This window comes from Pseudoalteromonas sp. B131b (assembly GCF_037162545.1).
Taxonomy (GTDB): domain Bacteria; phylum Pseudomonadota; class Gammaproteobacteria; order Enterobacterales; family Alteromonadaceae; genus Pseudoalteromonas; species Pseudoalteromonas fuliginea.
In genome coordinates, this window is the sequence record NZ_JARLUZ010000001.1 from 61,275 (window position 1) to 84,307 (window position 23,033).

A 23,033-nucleotide genomic window follows, 5' to 3' on the forward strand; every position below is an offset into this window, starting at 1 on the left:
CTTAGTTGAATTTACTAACCGTTATTATGCTCTGTAATATTTTGTAAACTCTCACTGCACTGCTGACAGTTTAAAATTATTTTATCTAGGGCCTCGAGTGCCTTTTGTTTGGGCATATCGTTTTCCAACACTAATTTAATTAGCTCCGCATTCATTGAGATTCTATTTAACGGGGCTCTTGCATCATGAACTAATTTATTAAGCATTTTAGCTTCGTTATTTTCTTCAGACACTCTATTTCCTTTTATTTAACCTGAACTTAAATTACTTGTATTCACCAATCCCACCGTACGCATTAAGGCGGTTATAAAGTGTTTTTGTACTAATACCCAGCATTTGGGCTGCAAGCGTTTTATTACCTTGCACTTTATCAAGCGTGGCATGAATAAGTTCTTTTTCGACTTCTTCGATTGTTTGCCCTGCCGATACCTGCTTTTCAGCGGTTTTATTATTGACCCGAGAAAAAGGTGACTCTAAATTATCAGGCAGTGTAATTTCACTTGATTGCGGATCGCTCATAATAAATGCACGATGTATCGCATGGCGAATTTCACGAACGTTACCCGGCCATTCATAATTTTGCAGCTCTTTTAACTGTTCACTCTTCCAACTAAATGAAGTGCCATTTTCATCATTCAGTTGCTCTAAAAAAGCTTTAGCTAAAAGGGGAATATCTTCTTTACGATCGCGAAGTGGCGGTATATCGATAGGAAAAACAGCCAGCCTAAAATAAATATCTTCACGAATTACATTATTTTGCGCTAAATCTATAAGCGAGCGATTCGTCGCCGAAATAACTCGGCAATTGGTGGGTATCTCTTTATTTCCACCAACACGCGTTACTTTTTTAGTTTCAAGTACACGCAATAAATTTGGCTGCATATCAATCGGCATTTCAGTTACTTCATCTAAAAATAAAGTACCGTCGTTAGATTGTTCAAACACACCTTCCTTGCGCGCTATAGCACCGGTAAATGCGCCTTTTTCATGGCCAAATAATTCGCTACCAATTAACTCTTTTGAAAGCGCACCACAGTTACTTGCAACTAATGGACCTTCGCACTGGCTAGCGTTATGGATAGCCTGAGCGACCACTTCTTTACCTGCGCCACTTTCTCCCATTAGCATCACGTTAGCATTTGTTTTAGCAACACGTTCAATCATAGTGTAGAGTTTTTGCATTGGCTCTGATTCACCGATTAAGCTACCAAAGTGGCGCGTAATACCACTGGGTTTTACTTTTTTAGCTGTTTTTTTAGGCCCATTTAAAACCAGCTCTAAGTCTTCTCGCTGTAATGGTTTTAATAAATGCCCAACATTAGGCTCACACATTTCAGCTAAAATTCCCTTAACTGAAGGATGGCCCGATATAAGTGTAATTTTTGGAGATTGACCAATCATTTTCAAATGATCAAGTAGGTGTAAACCGCTGCCGTCAGGTAACATAAAATCAAGCAGCACATGGTCAAAAGTATTATTTTCAAACCATTGGTGTGCTTCTTTTAAACTGGTTGCGGTGTTTATATTATGGCCGAGGAATTCGACTATGTGGCAAACAACGTCACTAAACTCAACGTCATCATCAACTAAAAGTATGTTTAACATGATAAATCCCTATGCTTTTTTATTATTCTACGCACCTTAAATACAAATTTAAAGTCACGCCTAGAATCTAGTAACCCGAATTAACTTAAGTGATTCACTGCGTTTATATTACCAACTCAATATTTACGTATGCTTAAAAAATCGATCACTAGGCGTAGTAATATTTCAAGATTGAATTTTTTAATCTCGAAAAAGGAACACACCCTAAAAAATAATTAAAATCGTTTCTATTTATACAATGGTAGCAACTGTTATCATTACAAACTTAAAAAGGAGACGAAATGCAGCAATTAAAAACCTTGATTCACTCTGGTATTAATATTAATGAAGGCACTATTTTTACCCGCTTAACAGCCCGTGCCATTGTTACTAAAAATAATAAAATACTTTTAATGTATACAAATCGTTATGAAGACTACAGCCTGCCAGGCGGTGGCGTGGATGAAAGCGAAAGTATTGAACAAGGCTTAATTCGCGAACTAAGCGAGGAAACCGGTGCACAACAAATAAGTGTAGTTAAAGCTTTTGGACTCTATGAAGAGTATCGCCCTTGGTATAAAGAGGACTTTGATATTATCCATATCAAATCATATTGCTACGTCTGTAATATTGCCGACGAGCTGGGTAAAACACAACTAGAGCATTACGAACAGCAAAATGGAATGACCGCTAAATGGGTTAATATTAGCGATGCAATCGCACACAACGAACGCACGTTAGCAAATAGTGAAAAGCAAGGGTTATCGATCCTTCGTGAAACCTATCTACTCAAAAAGATTGCTAAACAACTTTTTTAATTACGACTCACGCTTAATTACTTATACGCCCTTTTACCTGCGTAGCTAACATGCGTTCAACTATTTACAGCTACGCATTTATACAGACCATTTTTGCATTAATATTTGTGTAATCTGAGCTGCGCTAATGTTCTCTCTTGGAATGTATTTTTGACCACACCACAAAGGTGAAAAGCCACTACCACCTAGCAATTCAGCTCTACTTCTTAAAGCCGTTATTGCAATACTTGCGTAAGGAAATGGTGGCACATGTGCAGGTATTGCACCAAGCTCTTGCATAACGCGATTACAAACGCCTCTCGCAGCACGACCTGAAAACAACGTAGTAAGCGCGGTACTATCTTTTTGTTGAGCTAAAATAGCATCACGATGAAGCTTTGACGTAGTTGCCTCATTACAGAGTAAATACGCACTGCCAACTTGTACCCCTGATGCGCCTAATGTTTGCATATGTGCTACATCATCCTCAGTTGCAATTCCACCAGCAGCAATTATAGGAACTGATACGTGCGCAACGCATTCTTGCACTAGTTCAGCCGTACTTTTATGCAAACTTAAATCCATAGATAAAAAATGACCACGGTGTCCGCCCGCTTCTAAGCCTTGGGCAATAACAGCATCAGCACCATTATCAGCAAGCCATTTAGCTTCCTCAACAGTTGTTGCGGTAGAAATGACTTTTGTTCCCCAGCTTTTAATTTGTTCAAGCAAAGAAGGCGCAGGTAAACCAAAATGAAAACTCACCACGGCAGGTTTATAAGGCGCAATAATATCGATAACACTTTGATTTATTGGCTGTCGAGAAGCTTCGTCCGTTAAACTACTTTCAGCAATCGCGTATTCATTAAAATAAGGAGCTAATAATGAATGCCATTGTTGTTTTTGCAGCTTGGTATATTGCAAGGTTGAATGGCAAAAAAAGTTAAGATTATAAGGTTTACTGGTTGAGCGGCTAAGCAACTCTAGCTGTTCGATAAGCTGCTGATTAGAAAGCATCGCACATGGTAATGAGCCAAGCCCACCAGCCTCACAAACACTCGCAGCTAAGTTGGCATCTTGCACACCTGCCATAGGCGCTTGTATTAGCGCAACTGAAATATCAAAAAGTGTCCGTATCATTTTATTCTCCATGTAATTTTTTCTGCAACTTGCATTATTTACAGAACATATCAGAAAACTAACTAAATAAAAAATAAGCACACTCACAAATAAAAACAAAAAACTACAAATAACAATAGGTTACACTTAATTTTATATCTTTAAATAGTTGGTGTTCGTTTTGCACTACTACCTATACATAATTAGTAAGGAGATATAAATGAGTAACACAGTTAAAACGATTAATCCCGCAACTGAGCAAACCATTGAAACCTATACACTGCTTTCTCAAAAAGAAGCGGAGCAGGAAATAGAAAAATCTCACGAAACATATTTAAAATGGCGCTTAACGTCATTCGCTGAACGCGCGAAATATTTAAATAACTTAGCATCACTTTTTGAAGAGCAAAAAGAAGCGATTGCAAAACTTATGACCGAAGAAATGGGCAAGGTGTACAAGCAAGGCTTACAAGAGGTTGAGCTGTGCGCAGGCATTTGTCGTTATACTGCTGAAAACGGCCCACAAGTACTTGCCGATGAAGATCGCGAGATGGATGGCGGCCGTGCAATCATTAGCTACCAACCAACGGGTGTACTACTGGGTATTCAACCGTGGAACTTCCCGCTTTATCAGGTAATTCGTTACAGCGCCGCTAACATCATGGCAGGTAACACAACCGTATTAAAGCATGCTGGTAACGTATTTGGCATGGCTGAAAAAATTGAAGCGCTATTTAAGCAAGCCGGTTTCCCAGAGTACTGCTTCAACAACTTGCTCATCGATGGTAAAACCGCCAGCTCACTCATTGCTCACGAGGCAATTAGCGGCGTAACCTTTACGGGTAGTGATGCCACAGGTAAAAAAGTAGCTGAAGAAGCGGGTAAACACGCTAAAAAAACAGTGTTAGAACTGGGCAGCAACGACGCTTACTTAGTACTCGATGACGCCGATTTAGAGCTTGCAGTTAAAACCTGTGTAACCGGGCGCATGATCAACAATGGCGAAACATGTGTTTCAGCTAAACGCTATGTTGTTGTTGAGTCACTTTACGATGACTTTAAAGCGCAAATAAAAGAGCAGTTTGAAGCCATGAAAATGGGCGACCCAATGGCAGATGACACAGACTTAGGCCCAATGGCACGTGAAGATTTACGCGACGGCATTCACGACCAAGTAATGGAGTCAGTAAAAGCAGGTGCAAACATAGTAACGGGCGGCGAAATACCATCGCAAACGGGTTACTACTACCCACCAACGCTACTTGATAATTTATCGCCAGGTATGCCTGCTTACGACGACGAATTATTTGGTCCAGTTGCTTCGCTTATTAAAGCCAAAGACAACGACGACGCAATGCGCATTGCTAACGACTCTCGCTACGGTTTAGGCGGTGGTATTTTCTCAAAAGATGAGAAAAAAGCCATTGAGCTCGCTAAAAAGTACTTCGACACCGGCATGATCAACATTAACGGCTACGGTTTAGCACAACCTAACTTACCGTTTGGTGGCGTTAAAGGCAGTGGCTACGGCCGAGAACATGGCGGCTTTGGTATGCGTGAATTCGTAAATGTTAAAAGCATTATGATCGCCAGCTAATTTAGCTACATAAATGAAATACGCGTTTTAAATAAAGATTTTTAATACGTGTTTAAAATACAAAAATTATTAAGCCTAAAAGTGGGTAACCACTTTAGGCTTTTTTATTTATAGCTTTTAGAAAGTAATTTTCAGGAGACAATACTTGGTTTTTAGTAAGTGATAGTACCGAATTTTGGATATATTCGTAGGTGCGATTTTACATCGCGCTTTTAAGAATTAAATATCCAGGAAAGTAATGGGATTCTACCTTTTATAAAGGTAATGATGGTGTGTCCACTGAACTAGGGGAACACCATTTCCCTATTCAATTAATTGTTATGAATACTTTGCTTGTACTATTTTTGTAAGTTTATTTTTAATTATATTTTGTTCCGCCAGAACAAAAATGAGCCACTAACTAAAAATCACACCATCCGATGATGCTTTTAAAAGGCAAAAAACTTATGGAAGTAAGCAGTGTATATAAAGGAATAAGCATGGTAAAACTATCAAGAAAATAGTTATCATAGGGGGGATTATTTATATGCTGGTGCGATAGCTAAAACTTACAATGTATATAACCATCAAATAATGGTTCTATAATCAGGCGGTACGAAATATAAAAGAGTCGTTTCTAAAAAGTATGAACGTATAAAAGCAAATAAAAAAACCACCCATAAACAATTAATAAAAAATGGATCATATGAAAAAAAGTATATTACTAGTCTTCGTGATAGGGCTTATTGGCGCATTTTATCTAAATGCATCTGAAGATGCGTTAACCTTAATGTCAGCACCTCAAAAGTCTACTTTAGAAAAGTTACGTAGCTTTGATACTCACACATCTAAAGCTGATATATCAGATGAATTTGGTGAACCTGTAAACAGTACATCAAATGACACAACAATTTCATGGGAAGTAAAGCAAGATTCTAAAGTAACGCGAGTTAAAGCTTATTTCCTAACTGGGGAATTAAATAAAGTTCAATTTTTGTCACTCGACCCATTTTGGGGTTATACGCTTTACTATTCAAAAAATGGCGTAGAAAATGAGCTATAAAAAAGTTATAGCTCATTCCTTTCACTAATTTTGATTACGAACAACTTACTTCAATATCAATCATATTAGTCGTTACATACGTTTTGATACTATTTATTTGATATGGTCCATTATAACTAAAAAAGTAATTTTGCTTACTAGGATTGAGCCGTTGTGGATCAAAACTAATAATTCGACCCTCTTGGGTAAAACCATGAGCTTGAACGCTTTCATGATCCCACCAGTCATTCCAAGTAATTCCACTAATATTTACAGTAAGCTCAGCTGTAGATGAACTGCTTTCGCATATAACAGTTCCAATATCAGCAGCATGCGAGTCATTTACAAATATGCTCATTGCCATAATAGAGCTGATCGTTAGTAGTTTAATTTTAGTCATCATTGTTTCCTTTTGATTATATGAATTAATGTCGAATGCTAAAAAGCAAAACAAACATCTCAGAAAAAGATCACAAAAAAACACAAAAATAACATCCGATAACAAATTAACAGGCTATCATAAATACAAATAAACAAACTAATTAATATCAACAACATGGAAAACATTAAGGATAAACTCAAAACATTATCGGATAATAAAAAAATACTAATGAAACAGATTATTGCCGAATCAGGAGTGAGCCAACCTCATTTTTATAAGGTAATTAACGGAGAAAGAGCACTTACTGCTGATTTAAAAACTTACCTTTCAACCGCACTAAATATCACAGAAGATCAAGTAGCCAAATTAATAGTTTGTCAAAATAAAACTATTAGCTCGCTAGAAAATAAAAAAGTAGATATATACCTGTATGGCTATCAACATCCATATTCATTTCATTGTTAACCGTTATCATTGCTATCTCGGCAATTTATAGTTATATCAACAATTCTAAAGTAATTGAAAAAATATTAGAGCCCATACCGGTGCCTGCTGATAGTTCCTACTTTATAAAAGACGTTACTATACCGGATGGTACCCCAATAAAAGCAGGTACAACTTTTGTTAAGACTTGGAGAATTAAAAATTCGGGTAATATAACTTGGAAGGATAGATACCTACAAAGAGTAACACTGAACTCAATAGGCCTCTGTCAATCTGTTCAAAAAGTCCGTATTAATAAAACAGTTCCAAGCGCTAGTGTAGATATTTCAGTCAAATTTCATGCCCCTAAACACCCAGGCTCTTGCAGAATAGACTGGAAAATGGTCGATGAGAAAGGAAAACTATTGTTTCCTAATCTCCAGGGACTCTATATGATAGTCCAAATTATAAAGTGAACTAATGTAACACACTGAATTAAAATAACAATTATTCTTAATAAGCGATTGTTTAGACCTTATGCTTTTACAAGTTGATAGCCAGCTACTCTTCCTCAAATCTTGGCACTTTTCGCTTATCTGCTTTACTCATGGCAAGCTCTTGAATTTCTTCTTGCTTAAGTTCATTGGATTTAGTTTCTAATGATTGCTGATTAGCGTTTTCGTAGATAAGCTCAGTTAGTAGCGCAAAGTGATCAGAACCATATTTAGCAAGACGCTTAATACGCTTTACTTTAAAACCTGGGCTGTGAAATAAGTGATCGAGTGGCCAGCGCATAAAAAAGTAACTTGCATGAAAAGTATTATAAAAACCTCGGCCTTTTCGAGGGTCTAAAAAGCCACTTATTTGCATAAACAAACGGGTGCTGCGCGACCAAGCTACATCATTTAAATCACCGGCAACTATGGTAGGTCGTGTTGGGTTTTTAAGCGCTTTAGCGACCATTATTAGCTCCGAATCGCGCGGGCGCGATGAGTCTTCCTCTGTCGGGCTTGGTGGTGCGGGGTGAATAAAGTGCCCTTGCATTTGCAGGCCTTCATCGTTTTCAAACAAAATATGAATTGAGGGAATATCTTTTTCTATTAGCTCACATATTTGTGCATCGAGTATTTTAAACTTGCTGTATAAGTGCATACCGTAACGATTGTCTTTAGGGCATTCTATGTAATACGGGTAATTTTTTTAATGACTGATAATTTATTTTCCCACCAGCTATCGCTCTCAAGCGTAATAAGTAGGTCAGGTTGATGCTCATCAACAAGGCTAATTAACTGCTCACTTTTATGGTTCGACATAAGTACATTTGCCGACATAATTCGTATGCTATGGTCGATGTGCTTAGGTGCGCTTTGCACTTCTTTTTTAGCAAGCCACGTATACGGGTAAATCCATTTACCTTGTAAAATCATTATAAGCAATGAGGTTAAGGCTATAAATACATAGCCTATTGCGCTACTTTGCCATAATAAAAATAACGAAGTAACAGTGACTAAACTAGCAATATAAAACACTTGTAAGCGCACAAAGTCGCAACTACGCACTAAATAGTGTTGGCTGTAAGACATAGGTAACAGGGTAACCAGTAAAAAAAGCCGATGATGATAGCCAGCGCAATGAGCATTTTAATATCCTTATAAGTTAACTTAGTGAATTTAATAACTGGGATTAATTTATGAGTTTAACAAACGGGTATGAACAACGAATGAAATTACCAGCCATTAAAATTTAAGCTAACTCATCGCTGTTTATATTGTGTTTTACAGTGACTACGCATAATAGCAGGGTCACGTAATTTTAAGTGTTTTGTTTTGCGACCAGCATGGCGTTTACGCCAAACTTTAAAGCTACCATTTGAGATATTTTCACGCATAAAAACCACCAATTGCGGGTATTTTAATCCGTATAACTGTTCTATTGCCTCGTAAGGGGTTCTGTCTTCCCATGCCATTTCTATAATTCGCGATTGTTGCTCTGCGTTAAACATTTAGATTTGCTCAAATTGTGTTAATACGCTTTTTATATTTACTTAGATCAGTACAGTTAAACGCACCAGACTGGATAATCAAACATAATCTTCTACACTAATAAAAAAAACTGGGTTTTGGCTTAATGCGTGTAATTTTCTTTTTTATAATTTTATATTCAACACCGTTATTTGCATCGCAAAATAAAATCATACGCTGTGTTACTACTCACTACCCCCTTTTACAATATATGACACTAACACCGAAACATTTACTGGTTTAGATATTGAATATTTAAGGTTTATTGAGCACAACCTAGAATTAAATATTGAACTAGTGCATTTACCTTGGGCACGTGTTCAAAAAGAAATGAAAAAAGATAACTTTGACTGTTATTTTTCATTAGGTAATAATCCAGAGCGTACTAAATACTTAGACTTTACAACGGTGCCGCTGCATATAACTAAATTTGGCTTGTTTACGATTAACGATCAAAACGTTATTAATAATAATTTATCTCAAGCTACAATATCAATGCTCAGAGGCGTTGATTTACCAGTAGAAATTGCCAAAAAGTACGCAATAGATTCAAATAATATAATGCGTTCACTTTCTAGCGAAGACACGTTTAAGCTCCTTAAAAAAGGGCGAGTGCAGTACGCTATTACAAATTACCAAGCTGGCCTTTGGTACACACAACCTTTCAAAAACATCACCTCTATTGAATTAAATGAATTTCAACTTCCTGTGTATATCGCATTTAAATTTGGAGTCATTGATACACATAAAGTCGATCAGCAAATTAAAGCTTTTCAAACAAAGCGACTTAACAAAAACGATGACTAAATGCGTTTATCTTTATTTTATGTTCCTAAAAAAATACCTTTAGGTGTATGATATAAACCTATCTACATAGAAATAATAAGATCTAAGCAATGTTTACAAAACTACCAAAGTGGGCTGAATATGGCGCGTTTACGCTCGCATTTATAGCGGGCATAGTAAACGCTGTAGGCTTATTAGGATTTGAGCACCAGGCTATTTCGCATGTATCTGGCTCTGTTACTTTACTTGGTATTAAAGCAATAACTAATCCCAGTACTGCCTTATTGTTACTTTCAATAATTGTTAGCTTTATGTTGGGTTCGGCACTGTCGGGCTTTTTGCTCTCTGGTGGCTCATTAAAACTTGGTCGTCATTACGACACTTTGCTTTTTATTGAAGGATTGCTACTACTTGCAAGTGCTTATTTACTCAAAAACACATTCGTTTACGGCATTGTTTTAACGTCTGCTGCGTGTGGGTTACAAAATGCGCTAGCAACTAATTACAGTGGCGCAGTAGTTCGTACCACACACTTAACCGGTATTTTTACTGACCTTGGTTTAATGATAGGTAAAGCGCTTAAAGGTGAGCAATTTGATACCCGTAAAGGCGTTATGTTTTTACTCATTATTGCAGGCTTTTTACTAGGCGGTATAACCGGCTACGTTTTATTTAAGCATTACTTAGTGCTAGCTTTGGTGTTTCCTGCTGTGGCTTGTTTTGTTTTATCAATTACGTATCGGGTTTATAGGTTACGTACGCTTTAACGCAACAAGTTTAAATGCATATTAAAACCGCATATTATAGAGGCAATGCAATACAGATTACTTTCAAGGAATGTATGAAACCTTATTTTTTGCCGCTGATATTACCCTTTAGCCACACTGCGTTTGCCGATAATCAAAATAATGATGCAATAGAAACAATAACAACTACGGCATCACGTATTGAAGCGCTATCTACCCCGCTTCCTTTATCAATAGGCACACTCAGCGAAGTGCAGCTAAATAGCATAGCGCCTACCCATATTGAAGAAGCCCTGCAACGTGTAGCGGGTGCTAATATTCAACGCGGAAATGGCCAAGAATATTTACCCGCACTTCGCTCTTCGGTACTTTCGGGCGCAGGCGCATGTGGTGGCATATTAACCTTGGAGGATGGCATACCACTGAGAGCCGCTGGGTTTTGTAACATAAACGAGTTATTTGAAGCGCACAGCGAAATGGCGCAGCGCATTGAAGTGCTAAAAGGCCCTGGCTCTGCACTTTATGGTTCAAACGCTGTGCATGGTGTTATTAATGTAATAACACCCGACACTACTCAAGGCGGTGGTTTAGTTGGTTTAGACTATGGCTCGTACGGCTATACCCGCTACAAATTACGTGCAGGACAAGATTACGGCAACAGCGGTATCGGCATTAACGCAAGTGTTACCGATGATAGCGGTTACCGCGACGACGAAAGCGTAGAGCAACAAAAAGTAAATATTCGCCATCGCTATTCAAATAATAATTTATTACTTACCTCAGGCCTTACTTACACAAATCTTGATCAGCAAACGGCTGGGTTTATTACAGGCTTTGAAAGCTATAAAAACGAAGACCTCGCGCAAAAAAACTTTGACCCTGACGCATTTAGAAAAGCTCGTGCATTTAGAGCATGGAGCAATGCAACATGGCAATTAAATAACGATGATGTGCTCTCTACTACGTTATATTTTCGCGACCAAAGCATGGACTTTTTTAAGCATTTTTTACCCGGCACACCGCTTGAAAAAAACAGTCAAACTGGCTTTGGTGTGCAATCGCTTTATCAACATAATTTACAAAGCAATGTAAAAGTAAACCTCGGGCTTGATAGCGAATACACGCAAGCCGACTTTACTCAAAGTCAAAATGAGCCCACTCAAGGTTCTGCATTTTTAGTTGCTACAGTGCCACAAGGTAAGCATTACGATTACGATGTAAACGCGACGCTTTATGCGCCTTTTGCATCTATTGATTGGCAATTAAATAAATGGTTACTTACCGCAGGTGTGCGCTACGAGCATATGCAGTACGACTACACCAATAATATGCTAGCTGGTAGAACAAAAGACGATGGCACAGAATGCGGATTTGGTGGCTGCCGATACAGCCGCCCAGCGAGTACTAAAAATAGTTTTAGTAATCTATCGCCAAAGCTTGGGGTAAGTTATCAGTACAATACAAATAACACGCTTTATGCAAACTTTTCTCGCGGTTACAGAGCGCCACAAGCGGCTGAGCTATACCAATTACAACGCGAGCAAACTACTGCAAATTTAAGCGCCGAAATAGCGAATAACGCAGAGCTGGGTATTAAAGGGATTTACGAAAAGCTACGTTATGGCGTGTCTGTTTACGCTATGAGTAAACACAATACGATTTACCGCGATAGCGACTTTTTTACGGTAAATAATGGCAGCTCTCGCCATCGTGGTATAGAGCTTGAGCTTGACTACCAGCTCACTAAGTCGCTTGCACTTAACTTTGCTGGCACTCACGCAAAGCATACTTATACTAACAACCAAATACTTAACGGTTTAAATATAAACGGCAACGACATAGACACCGCGCCGCGTAATATTGCTAATCTCGATTTAACATGGCAGGCATTAAACAACGCGCAATTTGCTTTGCAGTGGCACCGCGTTGGTAACTATTACACCGACCCAGAAAACTTAAATAAATACCAAAGGCATGATGTTTTAAGCCTACGCGCACAGTGGCAAGTTACTAGTAATCTTGAGCTACTTGCTCGTATTATTAACTTAACTGATGAGGCTTATGCGGAGCGCGCCGATTACACCAGTTTTACCGGCGAGAGATACTTCCCGGGTAGGCCTCGTAACACGATGCTTTCGGCAACTTATACGTGGTAATGCTTATTTAAGGGCTAAGCTGATTTAAATCGCTCATGTATTTCATGGGCGACTTTTTCATTACCTTTTTAAACATAGTAATAAATGCACTCACCGACTCATACCCTAATAACTCCGACACCTGCTGCACACTTTGCTTATCAGAAAGCGCTTTTAAGGCTGTAATTATATGCAATTGCGTACGCCATTTTCCAAATGTCATGCCTGTTTCTTTTTTAATTAACCGCGCTAATGTGCGCTCAGTTAATGCAAACTGCTTAGCCCATTGTGGTAGTGTTTTTCGGTTGTTTGGCATATTTATAAGCTGATCGCTCATGGTTTGAATTACCTCGTTTTTAGATAATACAAAATCAAGTGGTTGTACGGGCATTTCAATAAGTTGATCAAATAACACCTGCGCTAAACGCGCTGTTTTACTATTTATAGTATAGTACTGATTATGCCCAGCCAACTCACACATTAGCTCTTTAACCAGCGGCGTAATAGCTAACGTACAGGTATTTAGCGGCATACCGTTTTTACTACTATCAATAAATAAATGACAAAGCTGCGCGTTATCAGACGCCCTATTACTATGCACCTTTTGTGCTGGGATCCAAATTGCACTGTGCGTAGGCACCATCCACATTTTTGCCGACACTTCACACGTTACATAACCATATAGCGCTAAAATTAATTGCCCTTTTGGATGGGTATGCAGTGGTATTTCGTGACTTGCATGGGCATGCTCTATTTTGGCTATTATGGGCTGCGCCATAGTTTCAAAATTTTTAATGTCGTCCCAGCCAATTGCATCAAACATAGTTTTGTCTGTTTTTAGTTATTTAATGTCATTATCTCTAAATTATAGTTTTTGCTAAGCCTTTATACTAGCGCCCATTAAGTATTAGCTTTAATGGTCTTCCCTTTTGTTAAATAACACACCTAAATCACGCTTTGCTGGCATATTACTTGTGCTTGGCATATTACTTATTGCCGCAAATTTACGCGCCACATTTACAGGTATTGCACCTGTGCTTGAACAAATTATTAATCACTTTGGGCTTAGCGCATCACAAGCTGGCTTTTTAACAACACTGCCACTCATTGCCTTTGCGGTTGTATCGCCAATGGCTGCAACTCTTGCTAAAAAGCAAGGGCTAGAGCGCACCTTGTTTGTAGCTTTGTTATTTATACTTGCAGGGGTTGCGGCGCGAGTAATAAATACCTCAGCCATGCTTTTTGTAGGCACCGCTATTATTGGTGTAGGTATTGCTATAGCAAACGTATTATTACCAAGTTTAATTAAGCGCGACTTCCCTGCAAAGGTTGCGTTAATGACCTCAGCCTACGTGCTAACAATGGGCGTTGTATCGGGCGGATTTTCTACTTTGGTTTTTCCGCTGAGTCAGTTAAACGGATTAGGCTGGCAACTTGCGCTGGGCTCATCAGCCATTATTACTCTGGCGAGTATTATTGTATGGATGTCGCAATTAAGTAAGCACACAAAACCCGCGAGTATTGCTCAACACGCTAACACGTCAAAAAGTGTTTGGCGTTATTTACTAGCATGGCAAATTACCCTACTGCTGGGTTTAAACTCATTTTTAAATTATATAATTATTACGTGGTTACCAAGCATATTAACCGAAACCGGTCACTCAGCTACCCAAGCAGGTGCTTATCATGGGGCTTTTCAAATAGCGACTGCATTACCGGGTTTAATATTAATTCCGTTACTTGCCAAATTAAAAGATCAAAGCGCGCTTAGCTTTATTTTAGCCATGTTGAGTGCACTCAGTGCATTGGGGCTGCTTTACATGCCTAGCTTTGCTTTTGTTTGGACCCTAATGCTGGGCTTTTGCTCTGGGGCATGTTTTATATTGGGGCTGTCGTTTATTAGTTTACGAACTGACGATTCGCAACAAGCAGCGTCGCTTTCAGGTATGTCGCAAAGCGTAGGTTATTTGCTCGCGGCTATTGGTCCTATGCTAGCTGGTGTATTACACACGACTACGGGAAGTTGGAGTGCGCCATTATGGCTGTGCGCTATTGCAGGAGTACTGTGTGCTTTATGTGGTTTGGGCAGTGGTAAAAACACCACTTTAGCTAAATCAGCTAACTAGCTGCTGTAACCACGAAAATAAACCAGACGAAGGTTTGTTGCTCGTGTGTTTTTGCTCATAACGTTTATTAGTTGCTTCGCGCTGTTCACGGCGCTCTTGTGCTAAATTAGCTTTTGCAGCAAAACGCAAGCGCTGCTCTTGCGTAAGCTCATCATTAAAGTTTATTGCAGTTTTATTTACTGCTCGGCTGCTTTTAGGTGAACTACACATATTATTCTCCAAATGACTGACTTATAAGTAGACAGTCATTTGGTTAAATAAATTTCAAACCGCTTACTAAAAAGTGATTTTTTATCAGTATTACTAGTTTTGTGGGGTTGTATCAAATGCAGGTACTTCGTGTAAGCCGCTCAACCAGCTCAATGTTGATTTAGCCCAAATTTGTGCTGTTGGCGTAAATTGATCTCGCTGATCAACCGCACCAATACGCAAACCATATACACGGTCAGCTTTAGCTTCGTTAGTTGCATAAAGTGTTGTACCACATGTGCCACAAAAACCTTGCGCACGTTTGTTACCACTTTGCGCTGTTTTAACAAACTCTTTTGGCTCACCTTGGGTAAATACTACCGAATTTGGCTCTGCAATTATAACGGCTCTAAATGGGCCGCTCGACATACGTTGGCAATCGCTACAATGGCAAACAAGTGCATTGTTATTTTGAGACTTTGCCTGGTATTTAATTTCACCACAGTAACAGCTTCCAGTAATTTCCATTATTTAAATCCTTAATGCTTATGAAGATTGAATCGAGATATAAGACCGGCAGTATCGATTCATTATTTTTAAAATATAAAAAATTGCTCGCCGGTTCATTTGTATATTCGGTTAGGTTTTTAATTTTTGAGAGTGATTTTTTCAAAGTTGAGCAAGTGCTACAAACATGATGCGATGTTTTAAATAAAACAGCAATACCACGTTAAGCTAATAGCGTAACGTGGTGTGTTTAAGCTATCTTTTATGTGCGTTTAAATAATCAACAGCTAACAGGCTAAGCGCCTTAGTGCCTACTTTAAACGATGATTCGTCGGCATAAAAATAAGGTGAGTGATTACTAGCCACTGTATTTAAATCTTGCTCACTTGGTGTGCCGCCTAAAAATACAAACACACTCGGCACTTCTAATGCGTAAAACGAAAAGTCTTCTGCGCCGGTTATTTTTCCCATTTCAACTACGTTTTCATTACCTGCTGCTTTTTTAAGGCTAGGTAACATTTGCGCAGTTAACTTTGGGTTATTAATCGTTACCGGATAACCTTCGTGAATGTGTACCTCTGCAGTTGCACCTGACGATTTAGCAATGTGCGTGGCTGTGGTTTTTATTTTTTCAAATATTTGTGCTCGGTTATCCATATCAAAGTTACGAATTGTGCCTACCATTTCGACTTCTTCAGGAATAATATTATTACGTACCCCACCCGCTATCTTACCAAACGAGACAATAGCAGGCTCTTTGGTAATGTTGATTTGGCGACTAACAATATGATTTACGCCTGTTACTATTTGCGCAGCTGCGGCAATGGGGTCAACCCCAGTCCACGGTGCAGAGCCGTGTGCCTGCTTGCCATGTACAGTTATTTCAAATCGGTCTGCACTGGCCATTGCAGGGCCACTTCTATAACCAATTTTACCGCTGTGCAAACTAGATGTTATGTGTAACCCAAAAGCAGCTTCTGGTTTGTATTGTTTAAATATGCCTTCTTTAAGCATTAACTCAGCGCCACCCTCTTCCCCCTCCGGTGCGCCTTCTTCTGCAGGCTGAAATACAAACATAATATTACCGTGTAGCTCATCTTTCATGTTTGCAAGCACTTGTGCAGCGCCCATTAGCATAGCCACGTGCGTGTCGTGCCCACAAGCATGCATTATGCCTACATCTACACCACGGTAATTAGTGGTTTTAGTTGATTTAAAATCAACATCGGCTTTTTCAGTAACGGGCAGCGCATCCATATCTGCGCGTAGCATTACTGTTGGGCCAGGCTTTGCACCTTTTAATAGCCCCACAACGCCTGTATAAGCAATCCCTGTTTGTACTTCCATACCCAGCGACTTTAAGTGCTTAGCGACAATACCTGCTGTGCGGGTTTCGCGATTTCCAAGCTCAGGGTTTTGATGAAAATCACGTCGCCAATCAATAACCTCTTGCTCTACCTTTTCCACTTGCTGATCAATGTTTGCATTGGCATTAAATGCACTTAGGGCAGCAAAGCCCAGCGCTACTGAAATTAGTGATTTTTTCATCCTGTTTGTCCTTATTATATTTATTGGTTTTATAATATTGATGAGCACGAGCCCTTATGTATTATTGAGAACATAATTAGTTCGCTCTATAACCACTATTACTGAAGGCTCTACAATAATCAATCCCATTTAAGCTAGATACCCAACTATGGGGGGCTTTATCTATTTTTAGTGTGAAGGTTTAGCGCTAATTAAGCCTACCACTTTTGCTTTTGTTGATTTAAAAATGGCACTAAATAGTCCACCAACGCACGGACAGTCGGGCTTAATAAACGTTGCGATGGGTAGAGTAAATTCACGGGTAATGGGCTTGGCACATAATTGCTATTCAAACTATATAATAAGAATAGCAATGCAGAACCTCCCTTATGTTGGGGGTAATTATTTATACGCATTCGCATTTTTAATGCTGTCAAAATCGTTAAAGCGCACGTTATGCTGCGCCATTACTTTAAGTATTTTTTTACTTAGCATTTGGCGTAAATAAAATGGCTGATTTGGCACAAAATGATGAATGGTATGCGTTTTACCAAAGTTAAAACAAAACAAGTGAAACGGCATAAATAAACGACTCGTTAGTACATGAGTTTGCTCAAGCATGTTATTAACGCCGCCATAGTAATGCATGCTTGAGGTAACAAAATTAAGCGAGCTTGAACGAATAATATTAGGCACAATGAGCACGACCATTAAAAATTCAAACACATTCATTATACTTAGTACCCAGCTAGGTGAATTTAGCGAAAGTGGTATAAAAAAATCAACGCTATGAAACACAATAACGCTGTATAAAATAGCAAAATACACAGTTGTTACCGGAAATCCTGCATTAAAAACACTCGAAAAACTAAAGCCATTAATTTCTTTTCTAAAACGTTTGGTAGAAATAACTAACCCTAATAACCCATCTACAATAACTAGCGCACGTAAAAATGGATTTTTAATGCCATTTCCAACCAAGCGTTCTTCTAGGTCTTGTTGTGTGCCTGAGGTTTTGTGATGGTGTAAATGCATTTTACGTCGGTACCATGGGCTAATAGTATTTGGCCGTATTAACCATACTACTAACATCATAAAATTATGCATGAAAGGCTTATTACTAAAGTATTGTTTATGTATAAGGTCGTGTTCTAACTCATGGGAAATAGATGCAGCAATAGCCGCAAGTACTATACATACCCAAGCCGGTATTATCGCTAAATAATATAAAACACCAACACCAGTTAATGCGCTAAGCGACAGCAATAAAATAATTAACCCTAAGGTATTTTGATGTGCAAGTAATGGGTGTTTTTGACGAAGTAACACTTCTTCTGCCTTGATTGCTTTAACAATCGCTTGAATGTTCTGTTTGGCACTTAATTGGGTCATGATGATGTCTTAAAAAACTTGATGTACAAATAATACCTGAATTAAGCGTAACATCTAAAAAAATGACAATAAAAAATTACAATACGCTTGATGCTAAAGTGTGCTTTCGCACAGCAATAAATACAATAATAACGAGACCACACACGACTAAACTCATACCTACTATATTTTATATTCAACTACTCTGGCTTTAATCACATGATTTTCGAGATCCAAACATCTAATTAGGGACACCTTTGCCTGTAATGCTCTGTAATACATATTTAGCTGCAATCGTTCTACACTTTCCTTAGTTAACCTGAGTTCTGGATAATAAATCAATCTCAAGCAACTATTTTCAGCGCTAACTGAGTTGAATTCATTTGAATCAGATCCGCTATTGGCGGTGAATTCACCTTATTTTCACTGAAAAAACCTAGCTATAAAAAATATCAATACAGTTCAATATGTTAGTAAATCTTTACCCGGGTTTTAGGTTAGTTAGTGATAACCACTAAATATTGTTCATACACACTTAAAAAGGAAGATTAAAATGTCTAACGAAAGCTTATATCTGGTTAAACTACAGTTTAAATCTGGCGTTGTTGGTGGTGGTTCTATGGAATTACAATTATCAGTAGATCCAAAAACAGGAGCATTAAATGGTAGAGCAAATGGAGCCATTTTAGAGGGAACTCAGCATGCGCCGCAATTTACTTCTAGCGCATCAGGGCATATGCATGCAACAGGTTACAATGACGTAACCAAAGTTGGTGCAGTCACTGGCCAAGCCATTGTATCCTTCCCACCACCTGCAATTGGTAGCTATCAGTCGCCATTCACGGCAAGCTTCGCAGTAGATAATCAATGGAATGGTAAAGGTAGCTTTTCGGTTGGTGATAATACTTACCAAGGCCAAGTAAGTTTAATCGACTAATATAAAGAAAATATTTTTAACGGCACTTAATACATTTAAGTGCCGCTGTTACAGTCTTGCAAAAAACCCTCATTACAACAAAAATAAACAGCACGTAAGTAAAGCAATCAAAAGTTAAAACAGAGTACTTAAACTATACCGTTCTGCTTATTGTATGGGGCCTATTTTTAGGTAAAAAACCTTGCCGATAACAAGGCAGGAATTTCAAATGCAGTTGGTATCAGGTTTAATCCCTAAAATTAATTAAGAATTATCACGAATTGATATTATATCTGCGCTATATTATTAGTAATACTTTAAGCTAATCACTCAAAATTCAGGCATAAAAAAACCCCTGCTAAATCTAGTAGGGGCTATAAAAAGTGGTACCAGCGGCCGGACTCGAACCGGCACTCCTTTCGGAAGGGGATTTTGAATCCCCCATGTCTACCAATTTCATCACGCTGGCGTCATTTTTCTTTAACCTTCTAAACACGAGAAGATAAAGAAAAACCACTTTAGAGCTAAGGTTTGTTTATATGCCTTCGTCTCTATGCCAAGCATTATACAAACAATACATGCAGCAGCAAGCGTTTTATGACATTAGCATGATCAACCGCTTAACATTTAGCCATCTATTAACATTTACAAAAGAGATTGTTAGGTTAAATAGTATCGCTAAACTATAGCACTTAGTATTTGTAAGCTTTTTTGCTAAACTAGCGAGCATATTAATAGTGAGAGTGTCTTTATGTCTGGTAAGTTTCCACGGGCGAGTTTTTGGCGTCGTTTTGCGTCTTTAATTTACGATGCCTTAGTCGTAATTTCTTTATCTATGCTTACAGCCATACTTTATTTTGCAGTAATTCAAGGACTAAGTGCCTTGGGTTTTATTGCTCAAGCAGAAGATCCTGCAGCTTATATACAGGATTCCCCACTGCTATACGGCATTAGAAGTACGTTATTTGTAGGTATAAACATTTTCTTTTTGCTTACTTTTGGACTAAAAGTGGCCAAACCATTGGTATGCGCGCATGGCGTTTAAAAGTACAAACACTCGACGGTAACCTTATTAGCTGGCCTCAAGCGATTATCCGCTGTGTAAGCTCACTACTTGGGCTAGGCAATTTAGTGGTGTTAGTTGATTTTAAAAACAAAAATGCATTACAAGATTATATTTCTAAAACCGAAGTAATTGCACTAACAAAAGAAGAAAACAAGCGTATTTATCGTGAGCTAGATTGAACCTATATCACTTATTTTAAAGTAAAAAAGCGTGGCTACTGTCACGCTTTTTTATGTTTATAAGTTTATTACCTACACTATTTTAAAAGCATTAAACTCGTTTATTCATCAAGTATGCCGCAAAACTTATAAATATTATGCTTGGTAATACAGCACCTACAATAGCTGGTATTTGATAAACCATAACCACTGGGCCAAATATTTCGTTAGTTAAATGAAACACGATACCGGTTACAACACCCATAATAATACGCGCCCCCATAGTAACGGTACGTAGTGGGCCAAATATAAACGAGAGCGCCACCAGCAGCATTACCGCAACAGATACAGGCTGCATAAACTTACGCCAAAGGGCAAGCTCGTAGGTACTAGTGTCTTGCTCATTTTGTTCTAAATACCCTAAATACGACCATAAACCAGTAAACGATAACGACTCTGGCTTGACTGATACAACACCCAGCTTTTCAGCGGTGAGTTGTGAGGCATAAAATTCTTCAGGCACCTGTTCTGTGGTAATTTTTTCGTCGGTGATAATTACCTTATTTATATCACGAAGTAGCCAACCGTCATTACGACTCAAAGCATTTTTTGCTTTAGTAATTTGAGTCAAATCTAATGATTTATCAAAATGATACATATACACACCATGCAGCATTCCATTTTGATCAACATCTTCTATGTTAATAAAGTTATTACCATCTTTAGCCCATACGCCTTTTTGCGCATTAAATACATCACCGCCATGTATTGCCTGATTACGCATTTCTTTAGCGTGCAGCTGTGCCTCTGGTGCACCCCACTCGCCAAGTGCCATCATACAAAAAGCCATAAATACGGCCGTTTTCATTACCGAGCCGATTATTTGTAAACGCGACATACCTGCCGCTTGCATTACCACCAGCTCACTGTTCGAGGCGAGTGCCCCTAAACCCGTTAATCCGCCAATTAGCGCAGCCATAGGGAAAAATACAACAAGGTCACCCGGTATAGTATATAAAGTGTAAAGCATTGCGGTAATTAAGTCGTAACTACCACGCCCTACCGATTTTAACTGTTCAATAAATTTTATGAGGGTACTAATACCCACTAATACCAATAAGGCAAAGCCTGTTGTTTGTAAAATACTGCGGCCTAAATACCAATCAAGCGTTTTCATCATGAGCCTAGTTCTCGCTTAGTTACAACAGCTTTGAGCCAAGCGCCCAATGGACGCCCTTTAATTATTAATAGCCCACCTATAAATAGGGCACTTATGTGGATCCACCACAACCCTATTGATGGTGGTATTTTACCATCCTCAACTGCAAATTTAGCTGCATTAAGTAAAATAAAGTAACCCAAATACAAGCTAATAGCTGGCACTAATTTAGCAAACTTACCTTGGCGCGGGTTTACAACACTTAATGGCACAGCAAGCAAAGTAAGCAGTGGAATAGAAAGTGGAATAGCGAGACGCCACTGCCATTGTGCTATAGATTCAGGGGTATTTATTGCCAGCAACTGATTAGTTGGCACCGCTTCTAGCTTACGGCGTTGATGCTCTATTTCTTGATCGCGGATTTGTACGCTGTAGCCGTCAAATTCAGTTAAATTAAGTGCAGGTGTTAAACCGTCAGTTTCATAACGTTTACCATCAGTAAGCACTAACTGCTGTTCACCATTAACGGCTTCTACTACTACGCCTTGTTCTGCGTAAACTAGGCGTGCAAGGTTATCTTTTTCGCTGTTAGGTAGTTGCGCTACAAATACCTTATTAAGCTCTTTGCCGCCTTTTTCAATATTATGAATAAATACCACGGCTTTTTCGTTACCGGTTTCTTGAAATCGCCCCGCTCTTAACGCGGATAAACCAGCATCGGCTTTAGCTTGTTCTTTTAATTGGTATTCTTGCTCACTTGCCCATGGTGCTATGTACATGGTGAGCGCTGCGGCTAAAAATGCCAACCCTGCACTTGATATAAGCGTAACGCGCACAACGTACCATTCACTTACGCCACAGGCTTTAAGCACGGTCATCTCGCTATCAGCATAAATACGGCTGTAAGCTAAAATAATGCCTAAAAATATACTCAGCGGAAGTATTAAAGAGGCTAATTGCGGTAATTTAAGTGCAATCATCGACAGAACTAGTTTGGCAGGGATACTACCCTCGGAGGCATCGCCTAAAATAACAACTAACTTTTGTGACAAAAAAATGGTCATTAAAGTTAAAAATACGGCGACCTGCGATTTTAAAACTTCTGAGGTCAAATAACGGAAAATTAGCAATGCTCGCCCCTGTTAAACATGGAATTTCACTAAGATAGTGATAATTTAATAGTTAAATAGCTATTTTACGCAGCTTGTACTGGCAAATTAGCCATTATTATAAGCCATCAAATTTAATTATCCTACCTAAGAGCACGATATAATGTTGCATTAGTAGCCCTTAAGCATATAAAGTTCAATTACACAGTAAGAGTCTAGCAAAATCAGCTAATATTAGAGTTATTAGACTAGAAATCTTTTTTTAGCCCCTATTTAATAGCCTAATCGACTCAA

Annotated in this window: 23 protein-coding genes, 1 tRNA gene and 2 pseudogenes; 12 read left to right on the top strand and 14 right to left on the bottom strand. The window is 38.6% G+C overall.

All coding sequences use genetic code 11. The annotated features are described in order from the left end of the window. Positions 1-14 precede the first annotated feature (14 nt). The gene (locus P4S65_RS00305; protein ID WP_033016122.1) at positions 15-206 is read right to left on the bottom strand and encodes a histidine kinase; all 192 of its coding nucleotides are present in this window, start codon (positions 204-206) and stop codon (positions 15-17) included. A 58-nt stretch (positions 207-264) separates the two neighbouring features. Beyond that, complete coding sequence (locus P4S65_RS00310) at positions 265-1,605, bottom strand: sigma-54-dependent transcriptional regulator (protein ID WP_007377040.1); 1,341 nt, start codon at positions 1,603-1,605, stop codon at positions 265-267. Positions 1,606-1,886: 281 nt separating this feature from the next. On the opposite strand from P4S65_RS00310, the gene P4S65_RS00315 reads away from it, so the two are divergent. Beyond that, positions 1,887-2,402, top strand: a complete 516-nt coding sequence (locus P4S65_RS00315; protein ID WP_096793649.1) for an NUDIX hydrolase — start codon at positions 1,887-1,889, stop codon at positions 2,400-2,402. A 78-nt stretch (positions 2,403-2,480) separates the two neighbouring features. On the opposite strand, the gene P4S65_RS00320 is transcribed toward P4S65_RS00315, so the two are convergent. Next, on the bottom strand, positions 2,481-3,521 hold the full coding sequence (locus P4S65_RS00320) for an NAD(P)H-dependent flavin oxidoreductase (RefSeq protein WP_033038008.1): 1,041 nt from the start codon (positions 3,519-3,521) through the stop codon (positions 2,481-2,483). Positions 3,522-3,720: 199 nt separating this feature from the next. Here P4S65_RS00320 and P4S65_RS00325 point away from each other — a divergent pair, with 199 nt between their 5' ends. Continuing rightward, positions 3,721-5,097, top strand: a complete 1,377-nt coding sequence (locus P4S65_RS00325) for an NAD-dependent succinate-semialdehyde dehydrogenase (protein WP_096793650.1) — start codon at positions 3,721-3,723, stop codon at positions 5,095-5,097. 685 nt (positions 5,098-5,782) lie between these two features. Further along, on the top strand, positions 5,783-6,139 hold the full coding sequence (locus P4S65_RS00330) for a hypothetical protein (protein WP_149614748.1): 357 nt from the start codon (positions 5,783-5,785) through the stop codon (positions 6,137-6,139). Positions 6,140-6,173: 34 nt separating this feature from the next. Here the strand turns inward: P4S65_RS00330 and P4S65_RS00335 are convergent, their stop codons facing one another. Further along, positions 6,174-6,521: a hypothetical protein gene (locus P4S65_RS00335; protein ID WP_139016133.1), complete on the bottom strand. Its 348-nt coding sequence runs from the start codon at positions 6,519-6,521 to the stop codon at positions 6,174-6,176. Positions 6,522-6,674: 153 nt separating this feature from the next. Between P4S65_RS00335 and P4S65_RS00340 the strand changes: the two genes are divergently transcribed. After that, positions 6,675-6,965 carry a hypothetical protein gene (locus P4S65_RS00340; protein WP_337119342.1) on the top strand — a complete coding sequence of 97 codons (291 nt, stop codon included), beginning with the start codon at positions 6,675-6,677 and terminating at the stop codon, positions 6,963-6,965. Positions 6,966-7,045: 80 nt separating this feature from the next. Continuing rightward, on the top strand, positions 7,046-7,399 hold the full coding sequence (locus P4S65_RS00345; protein WP_337120718.1) for an NBR1-Ig-like domain-containing protein: 354 nt from the start codon (positions 7,046-7,048) through the stop codon (positions 7,397-7,399). An 85-nt stretch (positions 7,400-7,484) separates the two neighbouring features. On the opposite strand, the pseudogene P4S65_RS00350 reads toward P4S65_RS00345, so the two are convergent. Next, positions 7,485-8,562: pseudogene (locus P4S65_RS00350) on the bottom strand (endonuclease/exonuclease/phosphatase family protein). A gap of 114 nt (positions 8,563-8,676) precedes the next feature. Further along, positions 8,677-8,925, bottom strand: a complete 249-nt coding sequence (locus P4S65_RS00355) for a TIGR03643 family protein (RefSeq protein ID WP_096793653.1) — start codon at positions 8,923-8,925, stop codon at positions 8,677-8,679. Positions 8,926-9,190: 265 nt separating this feature from the next. Here P4S65_RS00355 and P4S65_RS00360 point away from each other — a divergent pair, with 265 nt between their 5' ends. From P4S65_RS00360 to P4S65_RS00370, 3 genes are all read left to right on the top strand, one after another. After that, entirely contained in the window at positions 9,191-9,751 is a 561-nt protein-coding gene (locus tag P4S65_RS00360; protein WP_337120719.1) for a substrate-binding periplasmic protein, read from the top strand. Between the two features lie 89 nt (positions 9,752-9,840). Beyond that, a complete protein-coding gene (locus P4S65_RS00365) occupies positions 9,841-10,497 on the top strand; it encodes a YoaK family protein (protein ID WP_337119344.1) in 657 nt (218 codons plus the stop codon). Between the two features lie 74 nt (positions 10,498-10,571). Further along, a complete protein-coding gene (locus tag P4S65_RS00370; RefSeq protein WP_337119345.1) occupies positions 10,572-12,632 on the top strand; it encodes a TonB-dependent receptor in 2,061 nt (686 codons plus the stop codon). Positions 12,633-12,639: 7 nt separating this feature from the next. Here the strand turns inward: P4S65_RS00370 and P4S65_RS00375 are convergent, their stop codons facing one another. Continuing rightward, positions 12,640-13,434 carry an AraC family transcriptional regulator gene (locus tag P4S65_RS00375; protein ID WP_337119346.1) on the bottom strand — a complete coding sequence of 265 codons (795 nt, stop codon included), beginning with the start codon at positions 13,432-13,434 and terminating at the stop codon, positions 12,640-12,642. A 106-nt stretch (positions 13,435-13,540) separates the two neighbouring features. On the opposite strand from P4S65_RS00375, the gene P4S65_RS00380 reads away from it, so the two are divergent. After that, entirely contained in the window at positions 13,541-14,737 is a 1,197-nt protein-coding gene (locus tag P4S65_RS00380; RefSeq protein WP_096793658.1) for an MFS transporter, read from the top strand. Here P4S65_RS00380 and P4S65_RS00385 read toward each other — a convergent pair. The 4 genes from P4S65_RS00385 to P4S65_RS00400 all read right to left on the bottom strand — a co-directional run bounded on the left by P4S65_RS00385 (position 14,726) and on the right by P4S65_RS00400 (position 18,352). Further along, positions 14,726-14,947, bottom strand: a complete 222-nt coding sequence (locus P4S65_RS00385; protein WP_007377054.1) for a hypothetical protein — start codon at positions 14,945-14,947, stop codon at positions 14,726-14,728. The genes P4S65_RS00380 and P4S65_RS00385 overlap by 12 nt on opposite strands. A 93-nt stretch (positions 14,948-15,040) precedes the next feature. Next, a complete protein-coding gene (locus P4S65_RS00390) occupies positions 15,041-15,454 on the bottom strand; it encodes a GFA family protein (protein WP_007377055.1) in 414 nt (137 codons plus the stop codon). 234 nt (positions 15,455-15,688) lie between these two features. Further along, entirely contained in the window at positions 15,689-16,981 is a 1,293-nt protein-coding gene (locus P4S65_RS00395) for an amidohydrolase (RefSeq protein WP_337119347.1), read from the bottom strand. 381 nt (positions 16,982-17,362) lie between these two features. After that, positions 17,363-18,352, bottom strand: a complete 990-nt coding sequence (locus P4S65_RS00400) for a fatty acid desaturase (RefSeq protein ID WP_337119348.1) — start codon at positions 18,350-18,352, stop codon at positions 17,363-17,365. Between the two features lie 532 nt (positions 18,353-18,884). Here P4S65_RS00400 and P4S65_RS00405 point away from each other — a divergent pair. Next, entirely contained in the window at positions 18,885-19,268 is a 384-nt protein-coding gene (locus tag P4S65_RS00405; protein WP_008134994.1) for a DUF1842 domain-containing protein, read from the top strand. A gap of 363 nt (positions 19,269-19,631) precedes the next feature. Here the strand turns inward: P4S65_RS00405 and P4S65_RS00410 are convergent. Then, positions 19,632-19,716 (bottom strand) — tRNA-Leu (locus P4S65_RS00410). A gap of 70 nt (positions 19,717-19,786) precedes the next feature. Between P4S65_RS00410 and P4S65_RS00415 the strand changes: the two genes are divergently transcribed. Both P4S65_RS00415 and P4S65_RS00420 read left to right on the top strand, forming a co-directional pair. Then, positions 19,787-19,936, top strand: coding sequence for a hypothetical protein (locus P4S65_RS00415; protein WP_008134996.1), 150 nt, complete (start codon positions 19,787-19,789; stop codon positions 19,934-19,936). A gap of 62 nt (positions 19,937-19,998) precedes the next feature. Next, positions 19,999-20,492 (top strand): annotated as a pseudogene (locus P4S65_RS00420) (RDD family protein). A gap of 91 nt (positions 20,493-20,583) precedes the next feature. On the opposite strand, the gene lptG reads toward P4S65_RS00420, so the two are convergent. Further along, positions 20,584-21,651 (bottom strand): LPS export ABC transporter permease LptG, encoded by a 1,068-nt coding sequence (lptG, locus tag P4S65_RS00425; protein WP_337119350.1) that lies wholly within the window; start codon positions 21,649-21,651, stop codon positions 20,584-20,586. Next, positions 21,648-22,760, bottom strand: coding sequence for an LPS export ABC transporter permease LptF (gene lptF, locus P4S65_RS00430; protein WP_007377062.1), 1,113 nt, complete (start codon positions 22,758-22,760; stop codon positions 21,648-21,650). Before lptF ends, lptG begins: the two co-directional genes overlap by 4 nt. Positions 22,761-23,033: the final 273 nt, after the last annotated feature.

What these genes read in the sequence shown, in the direction of transcription:
- P4S65_RS00305 (WP_033016122.1), bottom strand. Translation starts at nt 206, where the DNA reads ATGCTTAATAAATTAGTTCATGATGCAAGAGCCCCGTTAAATAGAATC.
- P4S65_RS00310 (WP_007377040.1), bottom strand. Translation starts at nt 1,605, where the DNA reads ATGTTAAACATACTTTTAGTTGATGATGACGTTGAGTTTAGTGACGTT.
- P4S65_RS00315 (WP_096793649.1), top strand. Translation starts at nt 1,887, where the DNA reads ATGCAGCAATTAAAAACCTTGATTCACTCTGGTATTAATATTAATGAA.
- P4S65_RS00320 (WP_033038008.1), bottom strand. Translation starts at nt 3,521, where the DNA reads ATGATACGGACACTTTTTGATATTTCAGTTGCGCTAATACAAGCGCCT.
- P4S65_RS00325 (WP_096793650.1), top strand. Translation starts at nt 3,721, where the DNA reads ATGAGTAACACAGTTAAAACGATTAATCCCGCAACTGAGCAAACCATT.
- P4S65_RS00330 (WP_149614748.1), top strand. Translation starts at nt 5,783, where the DNA reads ATGAAAAAAAGTATATTACTAGTCTTCGTGATAGGGCTTATTGGCGCA.
- P4S65_RS00335 (WP_139016133.1), bottom strand. Translation starts at nt 6,521, where the DNA reads ATGATGACTAAAATTAAACTACTAACGATCAGCTCTATTATGGCAATG.
- P4S65_RS00340 (WP_337119342.1), top strand. Translation starts at nt 6,675, where the DNA reads ATGGAAAACATTAAGGATAAACTCAAAACATTATCGGATAATAAAAAA.
- P4S65_RS00355 (WP_096793653.1), bottom strand. Translation starts at nt 8,925, where the DNA reads ATGTTTAACGCAGAGCAACAATCGCGAATTATAGAAATGGCATGGGAA.
- P4S65_RS00365 (WP_337119344.1), top strand. Translation starts at nt 9,841, where the DNA reads ATGTTTACAAAACTACCAAAGTGGGCTGAATATGGCGCGTTTACGCTC.
- P4S65_RS00370 (WP_337119345.1), top strand. Translation starts at nt 10,572, where the DNA reads ATGAAACCTTATTTTTTGCCGCTGATATTACCCTTTAGCCACACTGCG.
- P4S65_RS00375 (WP_337119346.1), bottom strand. Translation starts at nt 13,434, where the DNA reads ATGTTTGATGCAATTGGCTGGGACGACATTAAAAATTTTGAAACTATG.
- P4S65_RS00385 (WP_007377054.1), bottom strand. Translation starts at nt 14,947, where the DNA reads ATGTGTAGTTCACCTAAAAGCAGCCGAGCAGTAAATAAAACTGCAATA.
- P4S65_RS00390 (WP_007377055.1), bottom strand. Translation starts at nt 15,454, where the DNA reads ATGGAAATTACTGGAAGCTGTTACTGTGGTGAAATTAAATACCAGGCA.
- P4S65_RS00395 (WP_337119347.1), bottom strand. Translation starts at nt 16,981, where the DNA reads ATGAAAAAATCACTAATTTCAGTAGCGCTGGGCTTTGCTGCCCTAAGT.
- P4S65_RS00400 (WP_337119348.1), bottom strand. Translation starts at nt 18,352, where the DNA reads ATGACCCAATTAAGTGCCAAACAGAACATTCAAGCGATTGTTAAAGCA.
- P4S65_RS00405 (WP_008134994.1), top strand. Translation starts at nt 18,885, where the DNA reads ATGTCTAACGAAAGCTTATATCTGGTTAAACTACAGTTTAAATCTGGC.
- P4S65_RS00415 (WP_008134996.1), top strand. Translation starts at nt 19,787, where the DNA reads ATGCCTTCGTCTCTATGCCAAGCATTATACAAACAATACATGCAGCAG.
- lptG (WP_337119350.1), bottom strand. Translation starts at nt 21,651, where the DNA reads ATGATGAAAACGCTTGATTGGTATTTAGGCCGCAGTATTTTACAAACA.